Source organism: Streptomyces sp. NPDC100445, assembly GCF_044759735.1.
Taxonomy (GTDB): Bacteria; Actinomycetota; Actinomycetes; order Streptomycetales; family Streptomycetaceae; genus Streptomyces.
In genome coordinates this window covers 224,889-244,715 of the sequence record NZ_JBIVZV010000012.1, presented here as the reverse complement: position 1 = coordinate 244,715, position 19,827 = coordinate 224,889, and the positions used below count along the sequence as shown (strand labels likewise).

The 19,827-nt window shown below is 72.1% G+C and carries 17 protein-coding genes and 1 pseudogene; 9 read left to right on the top strand and 9 right to left on the bottom strand.

Features of this window, described 5'->3' with window-relative positions; all coding sequences use genetic code 11:
• Window positions 1–103: 103 nt before the first annotated feature.
• From ACIQVT_RS27065 to ACIQVT_RS27040, 6 genes are read right to left on the bottom strand one after another with little or no spacing between them, the layout of a single operon-like run.
• Window positions 104–1,534 carry an NAD(P)/FAD-dependent oxidoreductase gene (locus tag ACIQVT_RS27065; protein WP_403759264.1) on the bottom strand — a complete coding sequence of 477 codons (1,431 nt, stop codon included), beginning with the start codon at window positions 1,532–1,534 and terminating at the stop codon, window positions 104–106.
• A 22-nt stretch (window positions 1,535–1,556) separates the two neighbouring features.
• Window positions 1,557–2,357 (bottom strand): ABC transporter permease, encoded by an 801-nt coding sequence (locus ACIQVT_RS27060; RefSeq protein ID WP_403759261.1) that lies wholly within the window; start codon window positions 2,355–2,357, stop codon window positions 1,557–1,559.
• Window positions 2,358–3,287, bottom strand: a complete 930-nt coding sequence (locus ACIQVT_RS27055; protein ID WP_403759258.1) for an ABC transporter permease — start codon at window positions 3,285–3,287, stop codon at window positions 2,358–2,360.
• Window positions 3,287–4,438 (bottom strand): ABC transporter ATP-binding protein, encoded by a 1,152-nt coding sequence (locus ACIQVT_RS27050; RefSeq protein ID WP_403759481.1) that lies wholly within the window; start codon window positions 4,436–4,438, stop codon window positions 3,287–3,289. The genes ACIQVT_RS27055 and ACIQVT_RS27050 overlap by 1 nt, the downstream gene beginning before the upstream one ends.
• An 8-nt stretch (window positions 4,439–4,446) precedes the next feature.
• Window positions 4,447–5,694, bottom strand: coding sequence for a spermidine/putrescine ABC transporter substrate-binding protein (locus ACIQVT_RS27045; RefSeq protein WP_403759255.1), 1,248 nt, complete (start codon window positions 5,692–5,694; stop codon window positions 4,447–4,449).
• Window positions 5,695–5,746: 52 nt separating this feature from the next.
• The gene (locus tag ACIQVT_RS27040) at window positions 5,747–7,300 is read right to left on the bottom strand and encodes a gamma-aminobutyraldehyde dehydrogenase (RefSeq protein ID WP_403759252.1); all 1,554 of its coding nucleotides are present in this window, start codon (window positions 7,298–7,300) and stop codon (window positions 5,747–5,749) included.
• Window positions 7,301–7,510: 210 nt separating this feature from the next.
• Between ACIQVT_RS27040 and ACIQVT_RS27035 the strand changes: the two genes are divergently transcribed.
• A complete protein-coding gene (locus ACIQVT_RS27035) occupies window positions 7,511–8,074 on the top strand; it encodes an NADAR family protein (protein ID WP_403759249.1) in 564 nt (187 codons plus the stop codon).
• Window positions 8,075–8,103: 29 nt separating this feature from the next.
• On the opposite strand, the gene ACIQVT_RS27030 is transcribed toward ACIQVT_RS27035, so the two are convergent.
• The gene (locus ACIQVT_RS27030; RefSeq protein WP_403759478.1) at window positions 8,104–9,039 is read right to left on the bottom strand and encodes a DUF4190 domain-containing protein; all 936 of its coding nucleotides are present in this window, start codon (window positions 9,037–9,039) and stop codon (window positions 8,104–8,106) included.
• Between the two features lie 18 nt (window positions 9,040–9,057).
• Between ACIQVT_RS27030 and ACIQVT_RS27025 the strand changes: the two genes are divergently transcribed.
• From ACIQVT_RS27025 to ACIQVT_RS27015, 3 genes and pseudogenes are all read left to right on the top strand, one after another.
• Window positions 9,058–10,290, top strand: coding sequence for an adenosine deaminase (locus tag ACIQVT_RS27025; protein ID WP_403759475.1), 1,233 nt, complete (start codon window positions 9,058–9,060; stop codon window positions 10,288–10,290).
• Window positions 10,291–10,309: 19 nt separating this feature from the next.
• The gene (locus tag ACIQVT_RS27020; protein WP_403759246.1) at window positions 10,310–10,999 is read left to right on the top strand and encodes a glycerophosphodiester phosphodiesterase; all 690 of its coding nucleotides are present in this window, start codon (window positions 10,310–10,312) and stop codon (window positions 10,997–10,999) included.
• 97 nt (window positions 11,000–11,096) lie between these two features.
• Window positions 11,097–11,921 (top strand): annotated as a pseudogene (locus ACIQVT_RS27015) (serine hydrolase domain-containing protein); the annotation flags it as partial.
• A 120-nt stretch (window positions 11,922–12,041) separates the two neighbouring features.
• On the opposite strand, the gene ACIQVT_RS27010 reads toward ACIQVT_RS27015, so the two are convergent.
• Entirely contained in the window at window positions 12,042–13,235 is a 1,194-nt protein-coding gene (locus ACIQVT_RS27010) for a PotD/PotF family extracellular solute-binding protein (RefSeq protein ID WP_403759243.1), read from the bottom strand.
• A gap of 251 nt (window positions 13,236–13,486) precedes the next feature.
• Entirely contained in the window at window positions 13,487–14,923 is a 1,437-nt protein-coding gene (locus ACIQVT_RS27005; protein WP_403759240.1) for a gamma-aminobutyraldehyde dehydrogenase, read from the bottom strand.
• Between the two features lie 169 nt (window positions 14,924–15,092).
• Between ACIQVT_RS27005 and ACIQVT_RS27000 the strand changes: the two genes are divergently transcribed.
• From ACIQVT_RS27000 to ACIQVT_RS26980, 5 genes are all read left to right on the top strand, one after another.
• On the top strand, window positions 15,093–15,611 hold the full coding sequence (locus ACIQVT_RS27000; protein ID WP_403759237.1) for an Lrp/AsnC family transcriptional regulator: 519 nt from the start codon (window positions 15,093–15,095) through the stop codon (window positions 15,609–15,611).
• 19 nt (window positions 15,612–15,630) lie between these two features.
• A complete protein-coding gene (locus tag ACIQVT_RS26995; RefSeq protein WP_403759234.1) occupies window positions 15,631–16,995 on the top strand; it encodes an aspartate aminotransferase family protein in 1,365 nt (454 codons plus the stop codon).
• Window positions 16,996–17,190: 195 nt separating this feature from the next.
• Entirely contained in the window at window positions 17,191–17,931 is a 741-nt protein-coding gene (locus tag ACIQVT_RS26990) for an ABC transporter ATP-binding protein (protein ID WP_403759231.1), read from the top strand.
• Entirely contained in the window at window positions 17,913–19,301 is a 1,389-nt protein-coding gene (locus ACIQVT_RS26985) for a hypothetical protein (protein WP_403759228.1), read from the top strand. The genes ACIQVT_RS26990 and ACIQVT_RS26985 overlap by 19 nt, the downstream gene beginning before the upstream one ends.
• 109 nt (window positions 19,302–19,410) lie before the next feature.
• Window positions 19,411–19,818, top strand: a complete 408-nt coding sequence (locus ACIQVT_RS26980; protein ID WP_403759225.1) for a VOC family protein — start codon at window positions 19,411–19,413, stop codon at window positions 19,816–19,818.
• Window positions 19,819–19,827: the final 9 nt, after the last annotated feature.

Below are 19,827 nucleotides of genomic sequence, written 5' to 3'. Positions count from 1 at the left end.
TCGCGTCACACGGGAGAGGGAGGTCGGGCCCGAGCATTACGCGGGTCCCCGGCACTTCGTCACACGGCCGGGGCCGCGGCCGGGACCTCCCGGAGCGGCGGCCTCAGCTGTCGAAGCCCAGACCGAGCCGGTCCATCGTCCGCAGCCACAGGTTGCGGCGGCCGCCGTGGGCGTCCGCGCGGGCCAGGGACCACTTGGTGAGGGCTATCCCGGTCCAGGCGAAGGGCTCCGGCGGGAACGGCAGCGGCTTCCGGCGGACCATCTCCAGCTCGGTCCGCTCGGTGCGCTCCCCGTCCAGCAGGTCCAGCATGACGTCCGCGCCGAAGCGGGTCGCGCCGACACCGAGGCCCGTGTAGCCGGCCGCGTAGGCCACGCGGCCCCGGTGTGCGGTGCCGAAGAACGCCGAGAAGCGGGAGCAGGTGTCGATCGCGCCGCCCCAGGCGTGGGTGAAGCGGACGCCCTCCAGCTGCGGGAAGCAGGTGAAGAAGTGACCCGCGAGCTTGGCGTACGTCTCGGGCCGGTCGTCGTACTCGGCGCGGACCCGGCCGCCGTAGGGGTAGATAGCGTCGTAGCCGCCCCACAGGACGCGGTTGTCGGCGGAGAGCCGGAAGTAGTGGAACTGGTTGGCGCTGTCGCCCAGTCCCTGCCGGTTCTTCCAGCCGATGTCCGCGAGCTGGGCGGAGGTGAGCGGTTCGGTCATCAGCGCGTAGTCGTAGACGGGGACGGTGTACGACCGCACGCGCCGCAGCAGGTTGGGGAAGATGTTCGTGCCGAGCGCCACCCTGCGGGCGCGGACCGCGCCGTAGGGCGTGGACACGGCCATGCCGCCGCCGTACTCCTTCAGGCTGAGCGCGGGGGTGTGCTCGTAGACCCGGACGCCGAGCCTGACGCACGCCTGCTTCAGGCCCCAGGCCAGCTTGGCCGGATGCAGCATGGCGACGCCCCTGCGGTCCCACAGGCCGGCCTCGAAGGTCGGCGAGTTCACCTGCTCGCGCACCGCGTCGGCGTCCAGGAACTCGATGCCGTCGGCGAGTCCCTTCTCCTCCAGTTCCCGGTGCCAGTCGCGCAGCTCCCAGGCCTGGTAGGTCTCGGTGGCGACGTCGATCTCGCCGGTGCGCTCGAAGTCGCAGTCGATGCCGTGCCGGGCGACGGCGGCCTCGATCGCGTCGAGGTTGGCCAGGCCCAGCTCCTGGAGCCGCTGGATCTCGCCGGGCCAGCGGGCGAGGCCATTGGGCAGCCCGTGGGTGAGGGAGGCGGCGCAGAAGCCCCCGTTGCGGCCGGAGGCGGCCCAGCCCACCTCGCGGCCCTCCAGCAGCACCACGTCGCGCCCCGGGTCGCGCTCCTTGGCGTTGAGCGCCGTCCACAGTCCGCTGTAGCCGCCGCCGACGACCAGCAGGTCGCAGGTCTCGGTGCCGGTCAGGGCGGGTTCGGCGGGCGGCTTGCCGGGGTCCTCCAGCCAGTACGGCACCGGCTGTGCCTCGGCCAGCGAGGCGGTCCAGTTGTCATTGCCACGGCTCATGGCGCTCGGGGCCATGATTTCAACTCCCTACAGGGGCTTATGCCTTGTTCTTGTTGCGGCGATTGCTGATGAGCATCGACGTCAGTACGAAGACCACGGCGACCAGGAACATGGCGGTTCCGATCACGTTGATCTGCACGGGTGTGCCGCGCTGTGCCGACCCCCAGACGAACATGGGGAAGGTGACGGTCGAACCGGCGTTGAAGTTGGTGATGATGAAATCGTCGAAGGAGAGCGCGAAGGAGAGCAGCGCGCCCGCGGCGATCCCGGGTGCCGCGATGGGCAGGGTGACCCGCAGGAAGGTCTGCGCGGGACCGGCGTACAGGTCCCGAGCGGCCTCCTCCAGACGCGGGTCCATCGACATCACGCGCGCCTTGACGGCGGTGACGACGAAGCTCAGGCAGAACATGATGTGCGCGATGAGGATCGTCCAGAAGCCGAGCTGGGCGCCCATGTTGAGGAACAGGGTGAGCAGCGAGGCGGCCATGACGACCTCGGGCATCGCCATCGGCAGGAAGATCAGCGAGTTGACGGCGCCCCGGGCACGGAAGCGGTAGCGGACCAGCGCGAAGGAGATCATCGTGCCGAGGACGGTGGCGCCGATCGTCGCCCAGACGGCGATCTGGAGGCTGAGCGACAGCGAGCCGCACATGCCGGCGACCCCGCACGGGTCCTGCCAGGCGTCCGTGGAGAACTGCTGCCACTCGTAGTTGAACCGTCCCTTGGGCCGGTTGAAGGAGAAGACCGTGACGATGACGTTCGGCAGCAGCAGGTAGGCGAGCGTCAGCAGTCCCGCGATGACGACGAGACGGCGCTTGAGCCAGTTGACGAGGGGCATTTAGACCAGGTCCTCCGTCCCCGACCGGCGGATGTAGAGGGTGACCATGGCCAGGATCGCGGCCATGAGGATGAAGGAGAGGGCCGCCGCGGTCGGATAGTCCAGGATCCGCAGGAACTGCGTCTGGATGACGTTGCCGATCATGCGGGTGTCGGTGGAGCCGAGGAGTTCGGCGTTGACGTAGTCACCGGCGGCCGGGATGAAGGTCAGCAGGGTCCCGGAGACCACGCCCGGCATCGACAGCGGGAAGGTCACCTTGCGGAAGGTGGTCCAGGGCCTGGCGTACAGGTCGCCGGCCGCCTCGTGCAGCCGCCCGTCGATCCGCTCCAGCGAGCTGTACAGCGGGAGGATCATGAACGGCAGGAAGTTGTACGTCAGTCCGCACACGACCGCCAGCGGGGTGGCGAGCACCCGGTCGCCGGCCGTCCAGCCGAGCCAGTCGGTCAGGGCCAGCACGTGCAGCGAGTTCAGGGTGTGCACGACCGGGCCGTTGTCGGCGAGGATCGTCTTCCAGGCGAGGGTGCGGATCAGGAAGCTGGTGAAGAACGGCGCGATCACCAGCACCATGATCAGGTTCCGCCAGCGGCCCGCGCGGAAGGCGATCAGATAGGCCAGCGGGTAGCCGAGGAGCAGGCAGAGCACGGTCGCGGCGGCGGCGTACAGGACGGAGCGCACGAACTGCGGCCAGTACTCGGACAGGGCGTCCCAGTAGGTCGCCAGGTGCCAGGTGACCTTGTAGCCCTGCTCCAGGGAGCCGGTCTGCACCGACGTGGAGGCCTGGTAGAGCATCGGCAGCGCGAAGAAGACGACCAGCCACAGCAGGCCGGGCAGCAGCAGCCAGTACGGCGTGAACCGGCCGCGTCCACGCGGGGGCTTCTTGTCCGGGGTGGCCGGATCGAGCGGCGGGGGTGCCTCGGTGAGCGTCGTCATCAGGCGGCGACCTCTTCCTCGGTGCCCGCGTCGATGTCCTGCGCCGCGTCCAGGCCGAAGGTGTGCGCCGGGCTCCAGTGCAGTACCACCTCGGCGCCGGGCACGAGCCGGCCGTCGCGCTCGACGTTCTGGACGTACACCGACAGCTCGTCGCAGAGGGGGCTGTCGATGACGTACTGCGTGGAGACGCCGATGAAGCTGGCGTCGGCGATCGTGCCGGTGATGCGGTTGCGGCCGGCGGGGACGGAGCCGGCGTCGTCGGCGTGGGTGAGGGAGATCTTCTCCGGGCGGATGCCGACCAGCACCGTGCCGCCGGCCGTCGTCGGGGCCGAGCACCGCGCCTGGGGCAGCACCAGCTTGCCGCCGCCCGCCGTGAGCACGAGGTCGTCGCCGCTGCGGGCGTCGACCTCGGCGCGGATGAGGTTGGAGGTGCCGAGGAAGTTCGCGACGAAGGTGGTCCGCGGGTTCTCGTAGAGGTCGGCCGGCGAGCCGAGCTGCTCGACCCGGCCGCCGTTCATCACGGCGACCGTGTCGGCCATGGTCATGGCCTCCTCCTGGTCGTGCGTGACGTGGACGAAGGTGATGCCGACCTCGGTCTGGATGCGCTTCAGCTCCAGCTGCATCTGGCGGCGCAGCTTGAGGTCGAGGGCGCCGAGGGGCTCGTCGAGGAGGAGCACCTTCGGGTGGTTGATGAGGGCCCGGGCGACGGCCACGCGCTGCTGCTGGCCGCCGGAGAGCTGGTGCGGCTTCTTCCGCGCCTGCTCGCCCAGCTGGACCAGGTCCAGCATCTCCTCGACCTGCTTCTTCACGCTCTTGATGCCGCGCCGGCGCAGGCCGAAGGCGACGTTCTCGAAGATGTCCAGGTGCGGGAAGAGGGCGTAGGACTGGAAGACCGTGTTCACCGGCCGCTTGTACGGCGGCAGGTTCGTGACGTCCTGCTCGCCGAGGCGGACCGTGCCCGAGGTGGGCTCCTCCAGGCCGGCGATCATGCGCAGGGTGGTGGTCTTGCCGCAGCCGGAGGCACCGAGCAGGGCGAAGAAGGAGCCCTGGGGCACGGTCAGGTCGAGCGGGTGTACGGCGGTGAAGGAGCCGTAGGTCTTGGAGATGCCGGCGAGGCGCACGTCGCCGCTGTTGTCCGGTGTCGTCTTCATGGTCGTCGTCACGCCCCTGTGAGCTTCGCGAACTTCTCTTCGTAGGCCGTCTCTTCCTTCTGGCTCAGGGAGCGGAAGGCGTGGGACTTGGCCTGCATGGCCTTGTCGGGGACGATCAGCGGGTTGTCCGCCGCGTCCCGGTCGATCCTCGCAAGGTACGGCTTCACCCCGTCGACCGGCGTCACGTAGTTGATGTACGCGGCGAGCGCCGCGGCCTGCCGGGGCTCGTAGTAGAAGTCGATGAGCCGCTCGGCGTTCGTCTTGTGGCGCGCCCGGTTCGGTACGCACATGTTGTCGGTCGACGTCATGTAGCCGCTGTCCGGGACGACGAAGTCGACGTCGGGGCTGTCCGCCTTGAGCTGGACGACGTCGCCCGCCCAGGCCAGACAGGCGGCGAAGTCGCCCTTGGCGAGGTCGGAGGTGTAGTCGTTGCCGGTGAAACGGCGGATCTGGCCCTTGTCGACGGCCTTCTGGAGACGGGCCGTGGCCGCGTCGAAGTCGTCGTCGGTGAACTTGCCCGGGTCCTTGCCCATGTCGAGCAGGGTCATGCCGACGGAGTCGCGCATCTCCGACAGGAAGCCGACGCGCCCCTTGAGCCGGGGGTTGTCCAGCAGGTCGGAGACCGAGGTGACCTCGATGCCGTCGAGCGCCTTCTTGTTGTAGGCGATCACGGTGGAGATGCCCTGCCACGGGTAGGAGTACGCCCGCCCCGGGTCCCAGTCCGGGTCGCGGAACTGGGCCGACAGGTTGCGGTAGGCGTGCGGCAGGTTCGACGGGTCCAGTTTCTGCACCCAGCCGAGGCGGATGAGCCGGGCGGCCAGCCAGTCGGTCAGGACGATGATGTCCCGTCCGGTGTCCTGGCCCGCGGCGAGCTGCGGCTTGATCTTGCCGAAGAACTCGTTGTTGTCGTTGATGTCCTCGGTGTACCGGACCGTGATCCCGGTCCGCCGCCGGAAGGCGTCGAGCGTCGGGTGGCCCTTGCCCTTGTCGTCGACGTCGATGTACTCGGTCCAGTTCGAGAAGTTCACCACCTTCTCGGCGGCCGAGTGGTCCTCCGCGGAGGTGCCGCCCCGGGTCATGCCCGCCGCGGGGATGCCGCAGGCGCTCAGCGCCCCGAGGCCGCCGGCCGCGAGCGCGCCGCCCGCGGACGCCCGCAGCAGTGACCTGCGGGTCAGCGCTGCCCTGCCGTTGCGGAGGCTGCGCCGCACGGCCGCGACCTGCGGCGGGGTCAGGCGGTCCGGCTCGTACTGCTCCATGCGCGTGGTGCCCTTTCGGGAGGGATCGGCCCGGTCACTGGCCTCGTCGTCGCTAGCGGTCCCCGAAGATCGTGCGGTGCCAGTCCTTCCGCGCCACCGCCGTGTTGTCGAACATTACGTGCTTGACCTGCGTGTACTCCTCGAACGAGTACGTCGACATGTCCTTGCCGAAGCCGGAGGCCTTGTACCCTCCGTGCGGCATCTCGCTGATGATCGGGATGTGGTCGTTGATCCACACACAGCCCGCCCGGATCTCGCGGGTGGCACGGTTCGCGCGGTAGACGTCGCGGGTCCACGCGGAGGCGGCGAGGCCGTAGGGGGTGTCGTTGGCCAGCCGGACGCCCTCATCATCACCGTCGAACGGCAGGACGACCAGAACCGGGCCGAAGATCTCGGCCTGCACGGCCTCGCTGTCCTGCGGGGCGCCGGCGATCAGCGTGGGCCGGTAGTAGGCGCCCTTCGCGAGGTCTCCGCCGGGGGCCTCGCCGCCGGTCACCACGCTCGCGTAGGTACGCGCCCGGTCCACGAACGCGGCGACGCGGTCGCGGTGGACGTGCGAGATCAGCGGCCCTAGGTCGGTACCGGGCGCGAACGGGTCCCCGAGCCGCACGGTCTCCATCAGCGCGGCCGTCCGCTCGACGAACGCCTCGTACAGCGGGCGCTGGACGTAGGCGCGCGTGGCGGCCGTGCAGTCCTGGCCGGTGTTGATGAGCGCGCCGGCGACCGCGCCGTGCACGGCGGCCTCCAGGTCGGCGTCGTCGAAGACTACGAAGGGCGCCTTGCCGCCCAGCTCCAGGTGGAGCCGCTTGACGGTGGTGGTGGCGATCTCGGCGACCCGCTTGCCGACGGCGGTGGAGCCGGTGAAGGAGGTCATGGCCACGTCCGGGTGGCCGACCAGGTGCTCCCCGGCCTCCCGCCCGGTGCCGGTGACGATGTTGATCACTCCGTCCGGGATCCCCGCGTCGGTGGCCGCCCGGGCGAAGAGCAGTGAGGTCAGCGGGGTCAGCTCGGCGGGCTTCAGCACGACGGTGTTGCCCGCGGCGACCGCCGGGAGGATCTTCCACGCGGCCATCTGGAGCGGGTAGTTCCAGGGGGCGATCGACCCGACGACACCGATGGGCTCGCGCCGCACGTAGGAGGTGTGGTCGCCGGAGTACTCGCCGGCGGACTGCCCCTGGAGGTGCCGGGCGGCGCCCGCGAAGAACGCGGTGTTGTCGAGGGTGCCCGGCACGTCGAACTCGCGGGTGAGCTTGAGCGGCTTGCCGCACTGGAGGGACTCGGCACGGGCGAGGTCCTCGGCGCGGTCGGCGAGCACGGCGGCGAACCGGTGCAGGGCGTCCGAGCGCTCGCCCGGTGTCGCGGCGGCCCAGCCCGGGAAGGCGGCGCGCGCGGCGGCGACGGCCGCGTCGACGTCGTCGGCACCGGCCAGTTCGTACGTGTACACCCCCTCGCCGCTCGCGGGGTCGACCACGGTGTGGGTGTGTCCCGAGGTGCCCCGGGCGGGCCAGCCGGCGATGAACTGCGCGCCGGCCGCGAAGCGGTCCTGCGCGGGGAAACGCTCCTCCGTACAGGGCCCTTCCGGGGTGGCGTTGCCCGGATTGTGCATGTCGCTCTCCTCCGCCGTTCACCCCGTCCCGGATGGGTGGGTGGCGTGGCTCAAGCTCGAATTGAGTGCCGATCCTGACAGAGGGAGTGGTCGTCAACAAGTGATTCCGTTGTTGCCTTTTGGTTACGCGACGGAATCTGTCGACCAGGTGTCGAGTCGGAAGGGAAAAGGGCGGACGGAGTGTCAGTGGTGCGTGCCACACTCGCGTGCATGGGGAAGATCGACGGGCTGGAAGCCCTGATCAGAGAGGTCCGGGCAGGGTCCCGGATCAAGTACCTGCACTTCTGGGGGCACCGGCCGCGGCCCGACGGCCGGATAGGCGCCGGCTGTCTCAGCCAGTGGTGGCCGTCACCGTTCGTGGTCGACGGTGTGGAGTACGCGACGGCCGAGCACTGGATGATGGCCGGCAAGGCCCGGTTGTTCGGGGACGCGGAGGCGGAGCGGCGGGTGCTGGCCGCGGAGCATCCCGCCGAGGCGAAGAAGGCCGGCCGGCTGGTGCGGGGCTTCGACGACACGGCCTGGGAGCGGGAGCGCTTCCGGATCGTGGTCGAGGGCAGCCTGCACAAGTTCGCGGCCGACGGGAACCTGCTCCAGTACCTCCTCGGCACCGGCGACCGGGTCCTGGTGGAGGCCAGCCCCGTCGACCGGGTGTGGGGCATAGGCCTGGCGGCGGACGACGACGCGGCGGGCGACCCGGAGCGCTGGCGCGGACGGAACCTGCTCGGCTTCGCCCTCATGGAGGCCCGGGAGAGACTGGCGGGCGCCGGGGCCTGAGCGGGTCCGGGGCCGCCGGGGTGGGTCCGTCAGGTGTACGTCGCGAAGGCGAGCACCAGCACGCCCGCCGCCAGCACGAACCCGGCGGCACCGCAGATGATGCCGGCCAGGGCCACCCCCGGGTTGGTCGCCTCGCCGTGCCGGGCCTTGGACCTGCCCACCGCGCCGAAGATCACCGCGAGGACCCCGAGGATCAGGGCCACCGGCCACAACAGGAAGCCGGCCGCCGCGATGATGCCCAGCACCAGCGAGGCCGTCCCCATGCCGTTGCCCGGCTCCGGCTGCGTGCCGGGCCAGGGCTGACCGGCGCCGTACGGGGCGGACGGGTGGCCCGGGTAGCCGTACGCCGGCCCCGTCCCCGGGTAGCCGTACGCCGGCCCCGTCCCCGGGTAGCCGTACGGCACCTGTCCCGGCCCACCGGGCGCGATGGGCGGCGGCGGCACGTTCTCCACCGCCCCGGGCCGGGCGTCGGGAGACCCGTGCGGGGCGTAGGGGTACGGCTGCGGAGGGAAGGGCGCGGGCGCCGGCAGCGTGAAGGGGCCACCGTGCGGGGCGGGGGCCGGGGCGGGCGGCGCGAAGGGGTTCGGCTGGGGGGCCGGGGAGTTGGACCGCGGCGCGGCCGTGTCGCCCTGCGGGGCCGGGGCCGGCGGCGCGAACGGGTCGCCCTGGGGGGCGGCGTTCGGGGACAGCGGGGTGAGTGGGTTCGGCTCGGGCGTCGGGGGCGTCGGGGGCGTCGGTGCGGAGGGGGCATTCGTAGGGGCCGGGCTCGCCCACGGCGTGGGGGCGGGGGCCGAGGCCCGCGTCCGGCGGTCCTGGCCGGAAGCCCGTTCCGGGCCGGCGACGGGAGCGGGGAGAGGCGCTCCCTCCGTGTCCGGCGCCGCCTGCGCCGCGCCCTTGTCCAGGCTGACCCGGGGCTTCCCGGCGGACCGCTCCCCCGCCGCGGACCGCGGCACCTCGTCGGACATGGTGGAAGGGCCCCTTCGCTGGACGTCCCGTCATGCTACGGGCACACCGGGAGGCCGCCGCCCGGGGCCTACGATGATCCCGCGTCACCGATCAGCCGATCACCGCGCCCGGACCACGGACGACCAGCGTCGCCCGCGGGCGCCCGTTCCGGGGAGGACCCCTTGACCGACAGCTCCGTACCCGCCGCCGGCACCACCGTCGACACCACCGGCACCGCCGCCGGCGATCTGCACGCCTTCATCGCCGGCCTGCCCAAGGCCGAGCTGCATGTGCACCACGTCGGCTCCGCGTCCCCCCGGATCGTCGCGGAACTGGCCGCCCGCCACCCCGACTCGAAGGTCCCCACCGACCCCGAGGCCCTGGTCGACTACTTCACCTTCACCGACTTCGGGCACTTCATCGAGGTGTACCTGTCGGTCGTGGACCTCATCCGCACCCCGGAGGACGTCCGGCTGCTCACCTACGAGGTGGCCCGGGACCTGGCCCGGCAGCAGGTGCGGTACGCCGAGCTGACCATCACCCCGTTCTCCTCCGTCCGCCGGGGGATCGAGGAGCGGTCGTTCATGGCCGCGATCGAGGACGCCCGCAAGGCGGCGGAGGCGGAGTTCGGGACCGTACTGCGCTGGTGCTTCGACATACCCGGCGAGGCGGGACTCGAGGCGGCCGAGGAGACCACGCGGCTGGCCACCGACGACGGCGTCCGCCCGGAGGGCCTGGTGTCGTTCGGGCTCGGCGGACCCGAGATCGGCGTGCCCCGGCCGCAGTTCAAGCCGTACTTCGACCGGGCCATCGCCGCCGGGCTGCACTCCGTCCCGCACGCCGGTGAGACGACCGGCCCGCAGACGGTGTGGGACGCGCTGACCGAGCTGCGCGCCGAGCGGATCGGGCACGGCACCAGCTCCGCGCGCGATCCCCGGCTGCTCGCCCACCTCGCCGAGCACCGCATCCCGCTGGAGGTGTGCCCGACCTCGAACATCGCCACCCGCGCGGTCCGCACCCTGGAGGAGCACCCGTTGGCGGAGTTCGTGCGCGCCGGGGTGCTGGTCACGATCAACTCGGACGACCCGCCGATGTTCGGTACCGACCTGAACAACGAGTACGCGGTGGCCGCCCGCCTCCTCGGCCTGGACGAGCGTGGTCTCGCCGCGCTGGCGAAGAACGCCGTGGAGTCCTCGTTCCTGGACGCGGAGGGCAAGGCGCGCATCGTCGCGGAGATCGACACCTACACCGCGGGCAGGCTCGCCTCCTGACGCCCACCACAATGGGGCCATGCAGACCGTGACCGCCGTGGCCCACCGCGGCGACCCCTACCGTTTCCGCGAGAACACCACCGACTCGCTCCGTTCCGCGCTCGACCGGGGCGCGGACGCCGTCGAGATCGACGTACGGCTCACCCGGGACGGCGTGCCCGTGCTGCTGCACGACGACACGCTCCAGCGACTGTGGTCGGTGGAGCGGCCCCTGCGCTCGCTCTCCGCCGAGGAGGTGCGCGGTCTCACGGCGGGCGGTGTGCCGACGCTGGCGGAGGCGCTGGCCGCGACGGGCGAGGCCCGGGTGATGCTGGACCTGTGCGGGCGGCCCGACCGGCGGACGGCACAGCGGGTCGTGGACGTGGTCCGGGAGCACGGTGCCGGGGATCGCGTCCACTACTGCGCGGGCGCCGAGGCGATGCTCGCCGTCCGGGCCGCCGATCCGGCCGCCGAGATCGCCCTGACGTGGACGTCGCCGGCGCCGCCGCGGCCCACGCTGCTCGCGGCGGTGCGACCCCGGTGGCTCAACTACCGCTTCCCGCTGGTCGACCGGGAGCTGGCCGCCCGGGTCCACCGTGACGGCTACCTGCTGTCGGTGTGGACCCCGGACACCCGCCGCGCCATGCGCCGGCTGCTGGACCTGGGCGTCGACTCGATCACGACGAACCGGATCGACGTCCTGCACGCCCTGCGCTCCACCCTCCGGTGAGCCCGGTGACTCCGGCGGGACACGGGCTCCCGTAGGGGCGAACCCTGGCAACTCCCGGCAGGAAAGGGGAGGTTGCTCCGGGACGGGCGGGGGTCGCATGACCTCCTCGGTGACGATCCGTCCTCCGCTCCCGGCGCCGGAGGATGATCCCGCGTCCTCTTCCCGATCTCCCCAAGGAGTCCCGCATGCGCCGGAACAGCCACTCCCTCCTCCTGGCCGCCGGTCTCGTCGCCGCGCTGGCCGCCGGCCCGCTGTCCGTGCCGGCGTCCGCGGCCCCGGCGGCGCGGGCCTCCGCCCGCGCCTCGGCGAGGGCCCGGACACCGAGGCCCTCGCCGCCGCCGTCGCCGGGCTCCCCGACCAGGAGGCCACCGCCGCGCTGCTGCGCGTCGGCGGGGACGGGAGCTGGCGTGGGACGGCCGGCGTGCGGGACATCCGGACCGGGGCCCCGGCGCTGGAGAACGGGCGGTTCCGGGCCGGGTCGGTGACGAAGGTGGTCACCGCGTCGATCGTGCTCCAGCTGGCCGCGGAGGGCCGGATCGACCTGGACGGCACCGTGCAGCGGTACCTGCCGGGCCTGCTCACGGACGCGTTCGCGCCCATCACCGGGCGGCAGCTGCTCGACTACACCAGCGGTCTGCGTCCGGGAGCGTCCCTCGGCGACACCGTCGAGGACGGCTACCCGCACCGCTTCGAGACGCTGACGCCCCGGCAGGTGGTGGCGGCCTCCGTCGCGCAGGGCCCGGCACACGCCCCGGGCACCCGGCAGGAGTACGGCAACATCCACTACACGGTGCTCGGCATGCTCATCGAGAAGGTGACCGGGGACACGTACGCGCACCAGGCCGCGGTGCGGATCTTCCGGCCGCGCGCGCAGCGCGCCGTCGGTCCGGCGCAACTCGTGCACCAGGGGGAACGCGGTGGCCCCGCTCAGCACGAGGCACACGACGAAGAGGACCGACCAGACGCGGATGCCCGTGAGCAGGGCGGCTCTGTCGCTCATACCCGCAGCCCACGCCCGGACCGAACGCGTTCAAAACCGTTCCTACAGCCCCGCGATCCGGTTCCACCGCCGGGCGTACTCGGCGCGTTCCGTGGACGTGATGTCGCGGGCGACGGCGAGGCGGCGGCGCATGCCGGAGTCCGGGAAGATCAGCGGGTTGTCGGCCAGGGCGGCGGTGTCCTTGTCCTTGGAGTCGGCCAGCACGTCGCGGGCGGCCGGGACGGGGCAGACGTAGTTGACCCAGGCGGCGAGCCGCGCGGCGGGCTCCGGGGCGTAGTAGTAGTCGATCAGGCGCTCGGCGTTGGCCTTGTGGCGGGCCAGGTCGGGGATCATCAGGGAGTCCGACCACAGCTCGGCGCCCTCCTCGGGGACGACGAAGCGGATGCCGGGATTGTCGGCCTGAAGCTGGATGACGTCGCCGGAGTAGGCCTGGCAGGCGAGCACGTCGCCGCTGATCAGGTCCTTGGTGTAGTCGTTGCCGGTGAAGCGGCGGATCTGGCCCCGCCGGACCTGCCGCTCCACCTGGTCGCACATCCGGTGGAAGTCGTCCGCGGTCCACCGTGTGATGTCCACGCCGTCGCCCTGCATGAGCAGCGCGAACGCCTCGTCCAGGCCGGACAGGAGGGTGACGCGGCCCTTGAGGTCGTCCGCCCACAGGTCGGAGACGTGCCGGATCTCACGGCCGAGCCTGCGGTGGTCGTAGGCGATGCCGGTGATGCCCGACTGCCAGGGCACGGTGAAGCGGCGGCCCGGGTCGAAGGCGGGCGAGCGGAGCAGCGGGTCGAGGTTCCTCGCCACGTTGGGCTGGCGGGCGCGGTCCATCGCCTGGACCCAGCCCAGCCGGACGTAGCGGGCGCACATCCAGTCGCTGATGACGATCAGGTCGCGGCCGGTCGGCCGGTGGCTCATCAGCGCGGGGCTGATCTTGCCGAAGAACTCGTCGTTGTCGTTGATCTCCTCCACGTAGTCGACGGAGATCCCGGTGCGCCGCTCGAACGCCTCCAGCGTGGGCCGGCGGTTGCGGTCGGCGTCGTCGGTGTCGATGTAGAGGGGCCAGTTCGCCCAGGTCAGCTTCCGGTCGGACGCCGACCTGTCGGTCGCGGACCGGTCGCCGGGCCGGACATAGGCGGCGGGGACACCGCAGCCGGCCAGGGCACCGAACGCGGCGGTGCCGCCGAGGGCGGCGAGGAAGGAACGCCGGGTCGGCGCGGACGTACGGGAGGGAGTCTGGGGCACCCCGGAAGCATGCCGTCCCGGCCCGCGGCCGGACAATCGACGCTGCGTCGAGTGGGACGGCGCCGGGCCGACACCTTGTCGATCACGGACCGGCGCGACGGCCGGCCGGCCCGGTCCGGCCCTCGGCGCGCGGGGCACGGGACCGGGGAGCGCGCACGCGAGGGGCGCCGGTCCGGCGGGAACGACGCGGCGCGGCCCGCGGACGGGGAGGTGACCCGTCCGAGGCCGCGCCGCCGATGCCGTCCGGACCATCAGTCCAGCGAGGTCATCACGTGCTTGATGCGCGTGTAGTCCTCGAAGCCGTAGCCCGAGAGGTCCTTGCCGTAGCCGGACTTCTTGAAGCCGCCGTGCGGCATCTCCGCGACCAGCGGGATGTGCGTGTTGATCCACACGCAACCGAAGTCCAGCTTCTTCGACATGCGCATCGCGCGGCCGTGGTCCTTGGTCCACACCGAGGAGGCCAGGGCGTACTCGACGCCGTTGGCGTAATTGACGGCCTGCTCCTCGTCGGTGAAGGACTGGACGGTGATGACCGGGCCGAACACCTCGTTCTGCACGATCTCGTCGTCCTGCTTCAGGCCGGAGACGACGGTCGGGGCGAAGAAGTAGCCCTTGTCACCGACCCGCTCGCCGCCCGCCTCGACCTTGGCGTGCGCCGGGAGGCGGTCGATGAAGCCGGCGACCTGCTCCAGCTGGTTGGAGTTGTTGAGCGGGCCGAACAGGACGTCCTCGTCGTCGGGCTGCCCGGTCTTCGTCTCGGCCGCGGCCTTGGCGAGCGCGGCCACGAACTCGTCGTGGATGGACTCCTGCACGAGGACGCGCGTCGCGGCCGTACAGTCCTGGCCGGCGTTGAAGAAGCCCGCGACGGAGATGTCCTCGACGGCCTTGGGGATGTCGGTGTCCTCGAAGACCACGACCGGGGCCTTGCCGCCCAGCTCCAGGTGGACGCGCTTGACGTCCTTGGCGGCGGACTCGGCGACGGAGATGCCGGCGCGCACCGAGCCGGTGATGGAGGCCATCGCCGGGGTGTCGTGCTCGACCATCAGGCGGCCGGTGTCGCGGTCGCCGCAGATGACGTTGAAGACGCCCTTGGGCAGGATCGAGCCGACGATGTCGGCGATCAGGACGGTGGAGGCCGGGGTGGTGTCCGAGGGCTTCAGGACGACCGTGTTGCCCGCGGCGACAGCCGGGGCGAACTTCCACACGGCCATCATCATCGGGTAGTTCCAGGGGGCGACCTGCGCGCAGACGCCGACCGGCTCGCGGCGGACGATGGAGGTCATCCCCTCCATGTACTCGCCCGCAGAGCGGCCCTCCAGCATCCGCGCCGCGCCCGCGAAGAAGCGGATCTGGTCGACCATCGGCGGGATCTCCTCGGACCGGGTGAGCCCGACCGGCTTGCCGGTGTTCTCGACCTCGGCCGCGATCAGCTCCTCGGCGCGCTCCTCGAAGGCGTCGGCGATCTTCAGGAGGGCCTTCTGCCGCTCGGCGGGCGTGGTGTCGCGCCAGGCGGGGAAGGCGCGGGCGGCGGCCTCCATGGCGGCGTCCACGTCCGCCTGCCCCGACAGCGGCGCGGTCGCGTACGCCTCGCCCGTCGCGGGGTTGACCACCTCGGTGGTCCGTCCGTCGGCGGCGTCCCGGAACTCACCGTCGATGTAGTTGCGCAGACGACGCAGCTCGGTGCTCACTGCCGGCCTCCTGATCTGTTCTGACTGTCCAAACGCTGAGACACCCACCCTAGTCGCCGCACCCACGTTTTCAACACCCCCACCGGCGCCACTTCTGCGAAATCCGCAAGGTCACGTCTCTCAAACAACGAATTTCATCGGTGAGACCTTGCGAAACTGCCGATACGTCGTGCACAGTGAGGTCGTGGCCAGTCGAAGCGCAGACCAGAGGGACTCGTCCCGCGAGTCCAGGAACGGCACTCCCCAGCTGGATGCCGTCTCCCTCGCCATCATCCAGCAGCTCCAGGAGGACGGCCGCCGGCCGTACGCGGCGATCGGCAAGGCCGTGGGTCTGTCGGAGGCGGCCGTGCGCCAGCGCGTGCAGAAGCTGCTGGACCAGGGCGTGATGCAGATCGTCGCCGTCACGGACCCGCTCACCGTGGGCTTCCGCCGGCAGGCGATGGTCGGGATCAACGTCGAGGGCGATGTCGAGTCGATCGCGGACGCGCTGACCGGCATGTCGGAGGTCGAGTACGTGGTGATGACCGCGGGCTCGTTCGACATCCTCGCCGAGGTCGTCTGCGAGGACGACGACCACCTGCTGGGCGTCATCAACCAACGCATCCGGGCCCTGCCCGGCGTGCGCTCCACCGAGAGCTTCGTCTACCTCAAGCTGAAGAAGCAGACCTACATGTGGGGAACCCGATAACCGTGAGGACCCGATAACCGTGAGCAGCAAGGACCTCAGCCGCACCGCGTACGACCACCTGTGGATGCACTTCACCCGCATGTCCTCGTACGAGAACTCCCCCGTCCCCACCATCGTCCGGGGTGAGGGCACCTACATCTACGACGACAAGGGCAAGCGCTACCTCGACGGGCTCGCGGGTCTGTTCGTGGTCCAGGCCGGTCACGGCCGCACGGAACTCGCCGAGACCGCGTTCAAGCAGGCCCAGGAACTGGCCTTCTTCCCGGTGTGGTCCTACGCCCACCCGAAGGCCGTCGAGCTGGCCGAGCGGCTGGCCGACTACGCCCCGGGCGATCTGAACAAGGTCTTCTTCACCACCGGTGGCGGCGAGGCGGTCGAGACCGCCTGGAAGCTCGCCAAGCAGTACTTCAAGCTTCAGGGCAAGCCGACCAAGTACAAGGTCATCTCGCGCGCGGTCGCCTACCACGGCACCCCGCAGGGCGCCCTGTCCATCACCGGCCTGCCGGCCCTGAAGGCCCCCTTCGAGCCGCTGGTCCCGGGCGCCCACAAGGTCCCGAACACCAACATCTACCGCGCCCCGATCCACGGTGACGACCCCGAGGCCTTCGGCCGCTGGGCCGCCGACCAGATCGAGCAGGAGATCCTCTTCGAGGGCCCGGAGACCGTCGCCGCGGTGTTCCTGGAGCCGGTGCAGAACGCCGGCGGCTGCTTCCCGCCGCCGCCCGGGTACTTCCAGCGGGTCCGCGAGATCTGCGACCAGTACGACGTGCTGCTCGTCTCGGACGAGGTCATCTGCGCCTTCGGCCGGCTGGGCACGATGTTCGCCTGCGACAAGTTCGGCTACGTCCCGGACATGATCACCTGCGCCAAGGGCATGACCTCGGGCTACTCCCCGATCGGCGCCTGCATCGTCTCCGACCGGATCGCCGAGCCGTTCTACAAGGGTGACAACACCTTCCTGCACGGCTACACCTTCGGCGGCCACCCGGTGTCGGCCGCGGTGGGCTGCGCCAACCTCGACCTGTTCGAGCGCGAGGGGCTCAACCAGCACGTGCTGGACAACGAGGGCGCGTTCCTGTCGACCCTCCAGAAGCTGCACGACCTGCCGATCGTCGGCGATGTCCGCGGCAACGGCTTCTTCTACGGCATCGAGCTGGTGAAGGACAAGAACACCAAGGAGTCGTTCGACGACGAGGAGACCGAGCGCGTCCTGTACGGCTACCTCTCCAAGGCGCTGTTCGAGAACGGCCTGTACTGCCGGGCCGACGACCGCGGCGACCCGGTGGTCCAGCTCGCCCCGCCGCTCATCTCCGACCAGCGCACCTTCGACGAGATCGAGCAGATCCTGCGCGGGACGCTGAGCGAGGCGTGGACCAAGCTCTGATCCGCACCCGTCCGATCAGCTGATCACACCGGCCCCGGTGCCGCCCGTTCGAGTGAGAACGGCGGCCCGGGGCCGTGTGCCGTCCGCCCCCGCCCCGGTGAGCTGCCTAGCGTGCAGTGACCGATCGGCCCGGGCTTCGTTCGCCCACACGGGGGAGCAGGCACGGGATTACGGATCAGAACCGAGGTGACGCCCATGGAGTCCCCGCCGGACAACGACGTGCTCTGGGCACGCTCCCTGCACTTCACCCACCGTGACGGCTCGCCCGGTCTCGCCGGGGTGTCGCTCGGCGTACGGGTGGGAGAGATCCTCGCCGTCGGCGGCCCGCGCGGCAGCGGCAAGACCACCCTGCTGCGCTGTCTGTCCGGCCAGGTACCCGTGCGCACCGGCGAGGTCTGGTTCAACAGCGCCCCCGTGCACACCCTCGGCCCGGTGGCCCGGGAACGGCTGCGGCGGGAGCGCTTCGGTTGGATCGACCCGGAGCCGGTCCTCGTACCCGAGCTGAACGTGTGGGAGAACGCCGCGCTGCCGATGATGCTGCGCGGCACCGGCCGCCGCCGCGCCAAGGCCGCCGCGCTGGAGTGGTTGGAGCGGCTCGACATCGGTGACATGGCCCGCCGCCGCCCGCGCGAGCTGCGGCAGGCCGAACGCCAGCGCGTCGCCCTCGCCCGCGCGCTCGCCCCCGCCCCGACGGTCCTCTTCGCCGACGAGCCCACGGCCACCCTGCACCGCGCCGACCGCACCCACGTCCTGCGCACCCTGACCACCGCCGCCCGCTCGCACGGCATCACCGTCGTCCTCGCCACGCACGACGCCGACACCGCCGCCCTCGCCGACCGCTCGGTGACCCTGCTGGACGGGCGGCGCGTGCACACCGTGCACCTGCCGGAGGCCCCCGACGCGGAAGGCCGGGCGGCGTGCTCGCTCTCCGCCTGACCCGCGCCGCCCGCCCTGCCGTCCACCTGCGCCGCCTGCTGGTGGCCGCGGCCGCGGCGGGCACCGGTTTCCTGCTCCTCGCCTGCCTCGGGTACGCCCTCGGCCACCCGGACGCCTCGGGCCCCGCCGCGCTGCGCCTGACCTGGTGCGCGGCACCGCTCGCCGCCACGGTGTACTTCGCGGTCGCGGTCGCCCGCACCGACCCGGCGACCCGGCCGCGCCCCGGGCTGTCCGCCGTGGGCCTCGGCCCGGCCCGGCTGATGGCCGTCTCCGCCCTGTCGACGGCCCTGGCCTGCGCGCTGGGCTGCGCGCTCGCCCTGCTGTCCTTCCTGCGGCTGCGGGACGACCCGGCCGGTCTGCCGTTCGACGGCGCGGCGGCCGACTTCCTCGCCGTCGACCAGCCCCTGCCGGTGCCGGCGACCCTCACCCTGCTCGCCCTGGTCCCCGCCGCCGCCACCGCGACGGTGGCCCTGGTCCTGCGCCCCCGCGACCCCCGCCCGACGGCACCCGCCGGCCGCAGGCACGGCCGCTTCGGGGCGTTCGGCGGCGCGGCGGCCCGGGAGGGCTTCGGGGCGTACGGCAGGTTCGGCGCACGGTTCGGCCGGCGGCCGGCGGCCGGCGCCGGGGAGGGCGGGCAGCCCGGTCACGCGACCGGGTCCGGCACCGCTGCGGCGGCGCCCGGGGACGCCGGCCGCGATGAGACGGCACCGGGCCCGACGGCCGGCCCGGTGCTCCCCCCGCCGGACACCGGCCGCGGCGCCCCGGAGCCCGCCGCCCCCGGCGGAGCGCCCGTCGCCCCGGCCGGCCTGCCGTGGGGCGTGGCCCTGCTCGCCGCCGGCCTCGCCGCCCACGCCTACGCCGGCCGCGCGTCGGCCGGTCCCTCCCTCACGGTGCTCCCGGGCTGGGTGCTCACCGCGGCCGGCCTCGTCCTGGTCTCCCCCGGCCTCACCCATCTGTGCGGCCTGCTCCTCCAGGCCGTCCGGCCGGGGGCGCTGCGGCTGCTGGCGGGCCGGGTCCTCATGGCGGAGGCCGCGCGGATCGGCCGGCCGCTCGGCGTGGTCTGCGCGGTCGGCTCCGCCGGTTACGCCGTGACCGCCCTGTACGGCGGTGCCGGCACCGTGCCCTTCACCGGCCCGCTGACCACCCTCGGCGCGCTGGTCGTCGCCGGCTGCACGGTCGCCACCCTGTTCACCGCGGCCGTGGAGGCCCGCCAGCGCCGCGCGGACACCGTCGCCGCGCTGCTCCGCCTCGGCGCGCCCGCCGTGCTGCTGCGCGGTGCCGCCGCCCTGCGCACCCTCGCGCTGCTGGCGCTGTTCGGCCCGCTCACCCTGGCGGTCGCCGTCCTGTCGGCGCTGCCGGCGGCCCGCTGAGCCCTCCGGCGCGAAGACGTCCCCCGTCCGGCGATGAGTCCGGCGCCGGTCGCCGGTCTACCCACCGGAACACGACACAACCGCGCAGCCCCGACGGGAGAGGCCCCCCATGTACCAGCAGATGATCTTCGTGAACCTGCCCGTGACCGACCTCGACGCCTCCAAGAAGTTCTTCACCGCGCTCGGCTACACGCTCAACCCGCAGTTCACCGACGACAAGGCCGCCGCCGTGGTGATCAGCGACACCATCGTGGCGATGCTGCTGGCGAAGCCGTTCTACGCGACCTTCACCAAGAAGGAGATCGCCGACGCCAGGACCACCAGCGAGGTGCTGCTCTGTCTGAGCGCCGAGAGCCGTGAGCAGGTCGACGAGCTGGTCGCCCGGGCGGTCGCGGCCGGTGGCACGGCCGACGGCGAGGCCCAGGACCACGGTTCCATGTACGGCCGCGCCTTCGAGGACCTCGACGGCCACGCCTGGGAGGTCATGTGGATGGATCCGGCCGCGATCCAGGGCTGACCACCGGCC

Excerpts from the sequence above, each read along its gene's own strand:
- ACIQVT_RS27065 (WP_403759264.1), bottom strand. The coding sequence starts at position 1,534 with ATGGCCCCGAGCGCCATGAGCCGTGGCAATGACAACTGGACCGCCTCG.
- ACIQVT_RS27060 (WP_403759261.1), bottom strand. The coding sequence starts at position 2,357 with ATGCCCCTCGTCAACTGGCTCAAGCGCCGTCTCGTCGTCATCGCGGGA.
- ACIQVT_RS27055 (WP_403759258.1), bottom strand. The coding sequence starts at position 3,287 with ATGACGACGCTCACCGAGGCACCCCCGCCGCTCGATCCGGCCACCCCG.
- ACIQVT_RS27050 (WP_403759481.1), bottom strand. The coding sequence starts at position 4,438 with ATGAAGACGACACCGGACAACAGCGGCGACGTGCGCCTCGCCGGCATC.
- ACIQVT_RS27045 (WP_403759255.1), bottom strand. The coding sequence starts at position 5,694 with ATGGAGCAGTACGAGCCGGACCGCCTGACCCCGCCGCAGGTCGCGGCC.
- ACIQVT_RS27040 (WP_403759252.1), bottom strand. The coding sequence starts at position 7,300 with ATGCACAATCCGGGCAACGCCACCCCGGAAGGGCCCTGTACGGAGGAG.
- ACIQVT_RS27035 (WP_403759249.1), top strand. The coding sequence starts at position 7,511 with ATGGGGAAGATCGACGGGCTGGAAGCCCTGATCAGAGAGGTCCGGGCA.
- ACIQVT_RS27030 (WP_403759478.1), bottom strand. The coding sequence starts at position 9,039 with ATGTCCGACGAGGTGCCGCGGTCCGCGGCGGGGGAGCGGTCCGCCGGG.
- ACIQVT_RS27020 (WP_403759246.1), top strand. The coding sequence starts at position 10,310 with ATGCAGACCGTGACCGCCGTGGCCCACCGCGGCGACCCCTACCGTTTC.
- ACIQVT_RS26990 (WP_403759231.1), top strand. The coding sequence starts at position 17,191 with ATGGAGTCCCCGCCGGACAACGACGTGCTCTGGGCACGCTCCCTGCAC.
- ACIQVT_RS26980 (WP_403759225.1), top strand. The coding sequence starts at position 19,411 with ATGTACCAGCAGATGATCTTCGTGAACCTGCCCGTGACCGACCTCGAC.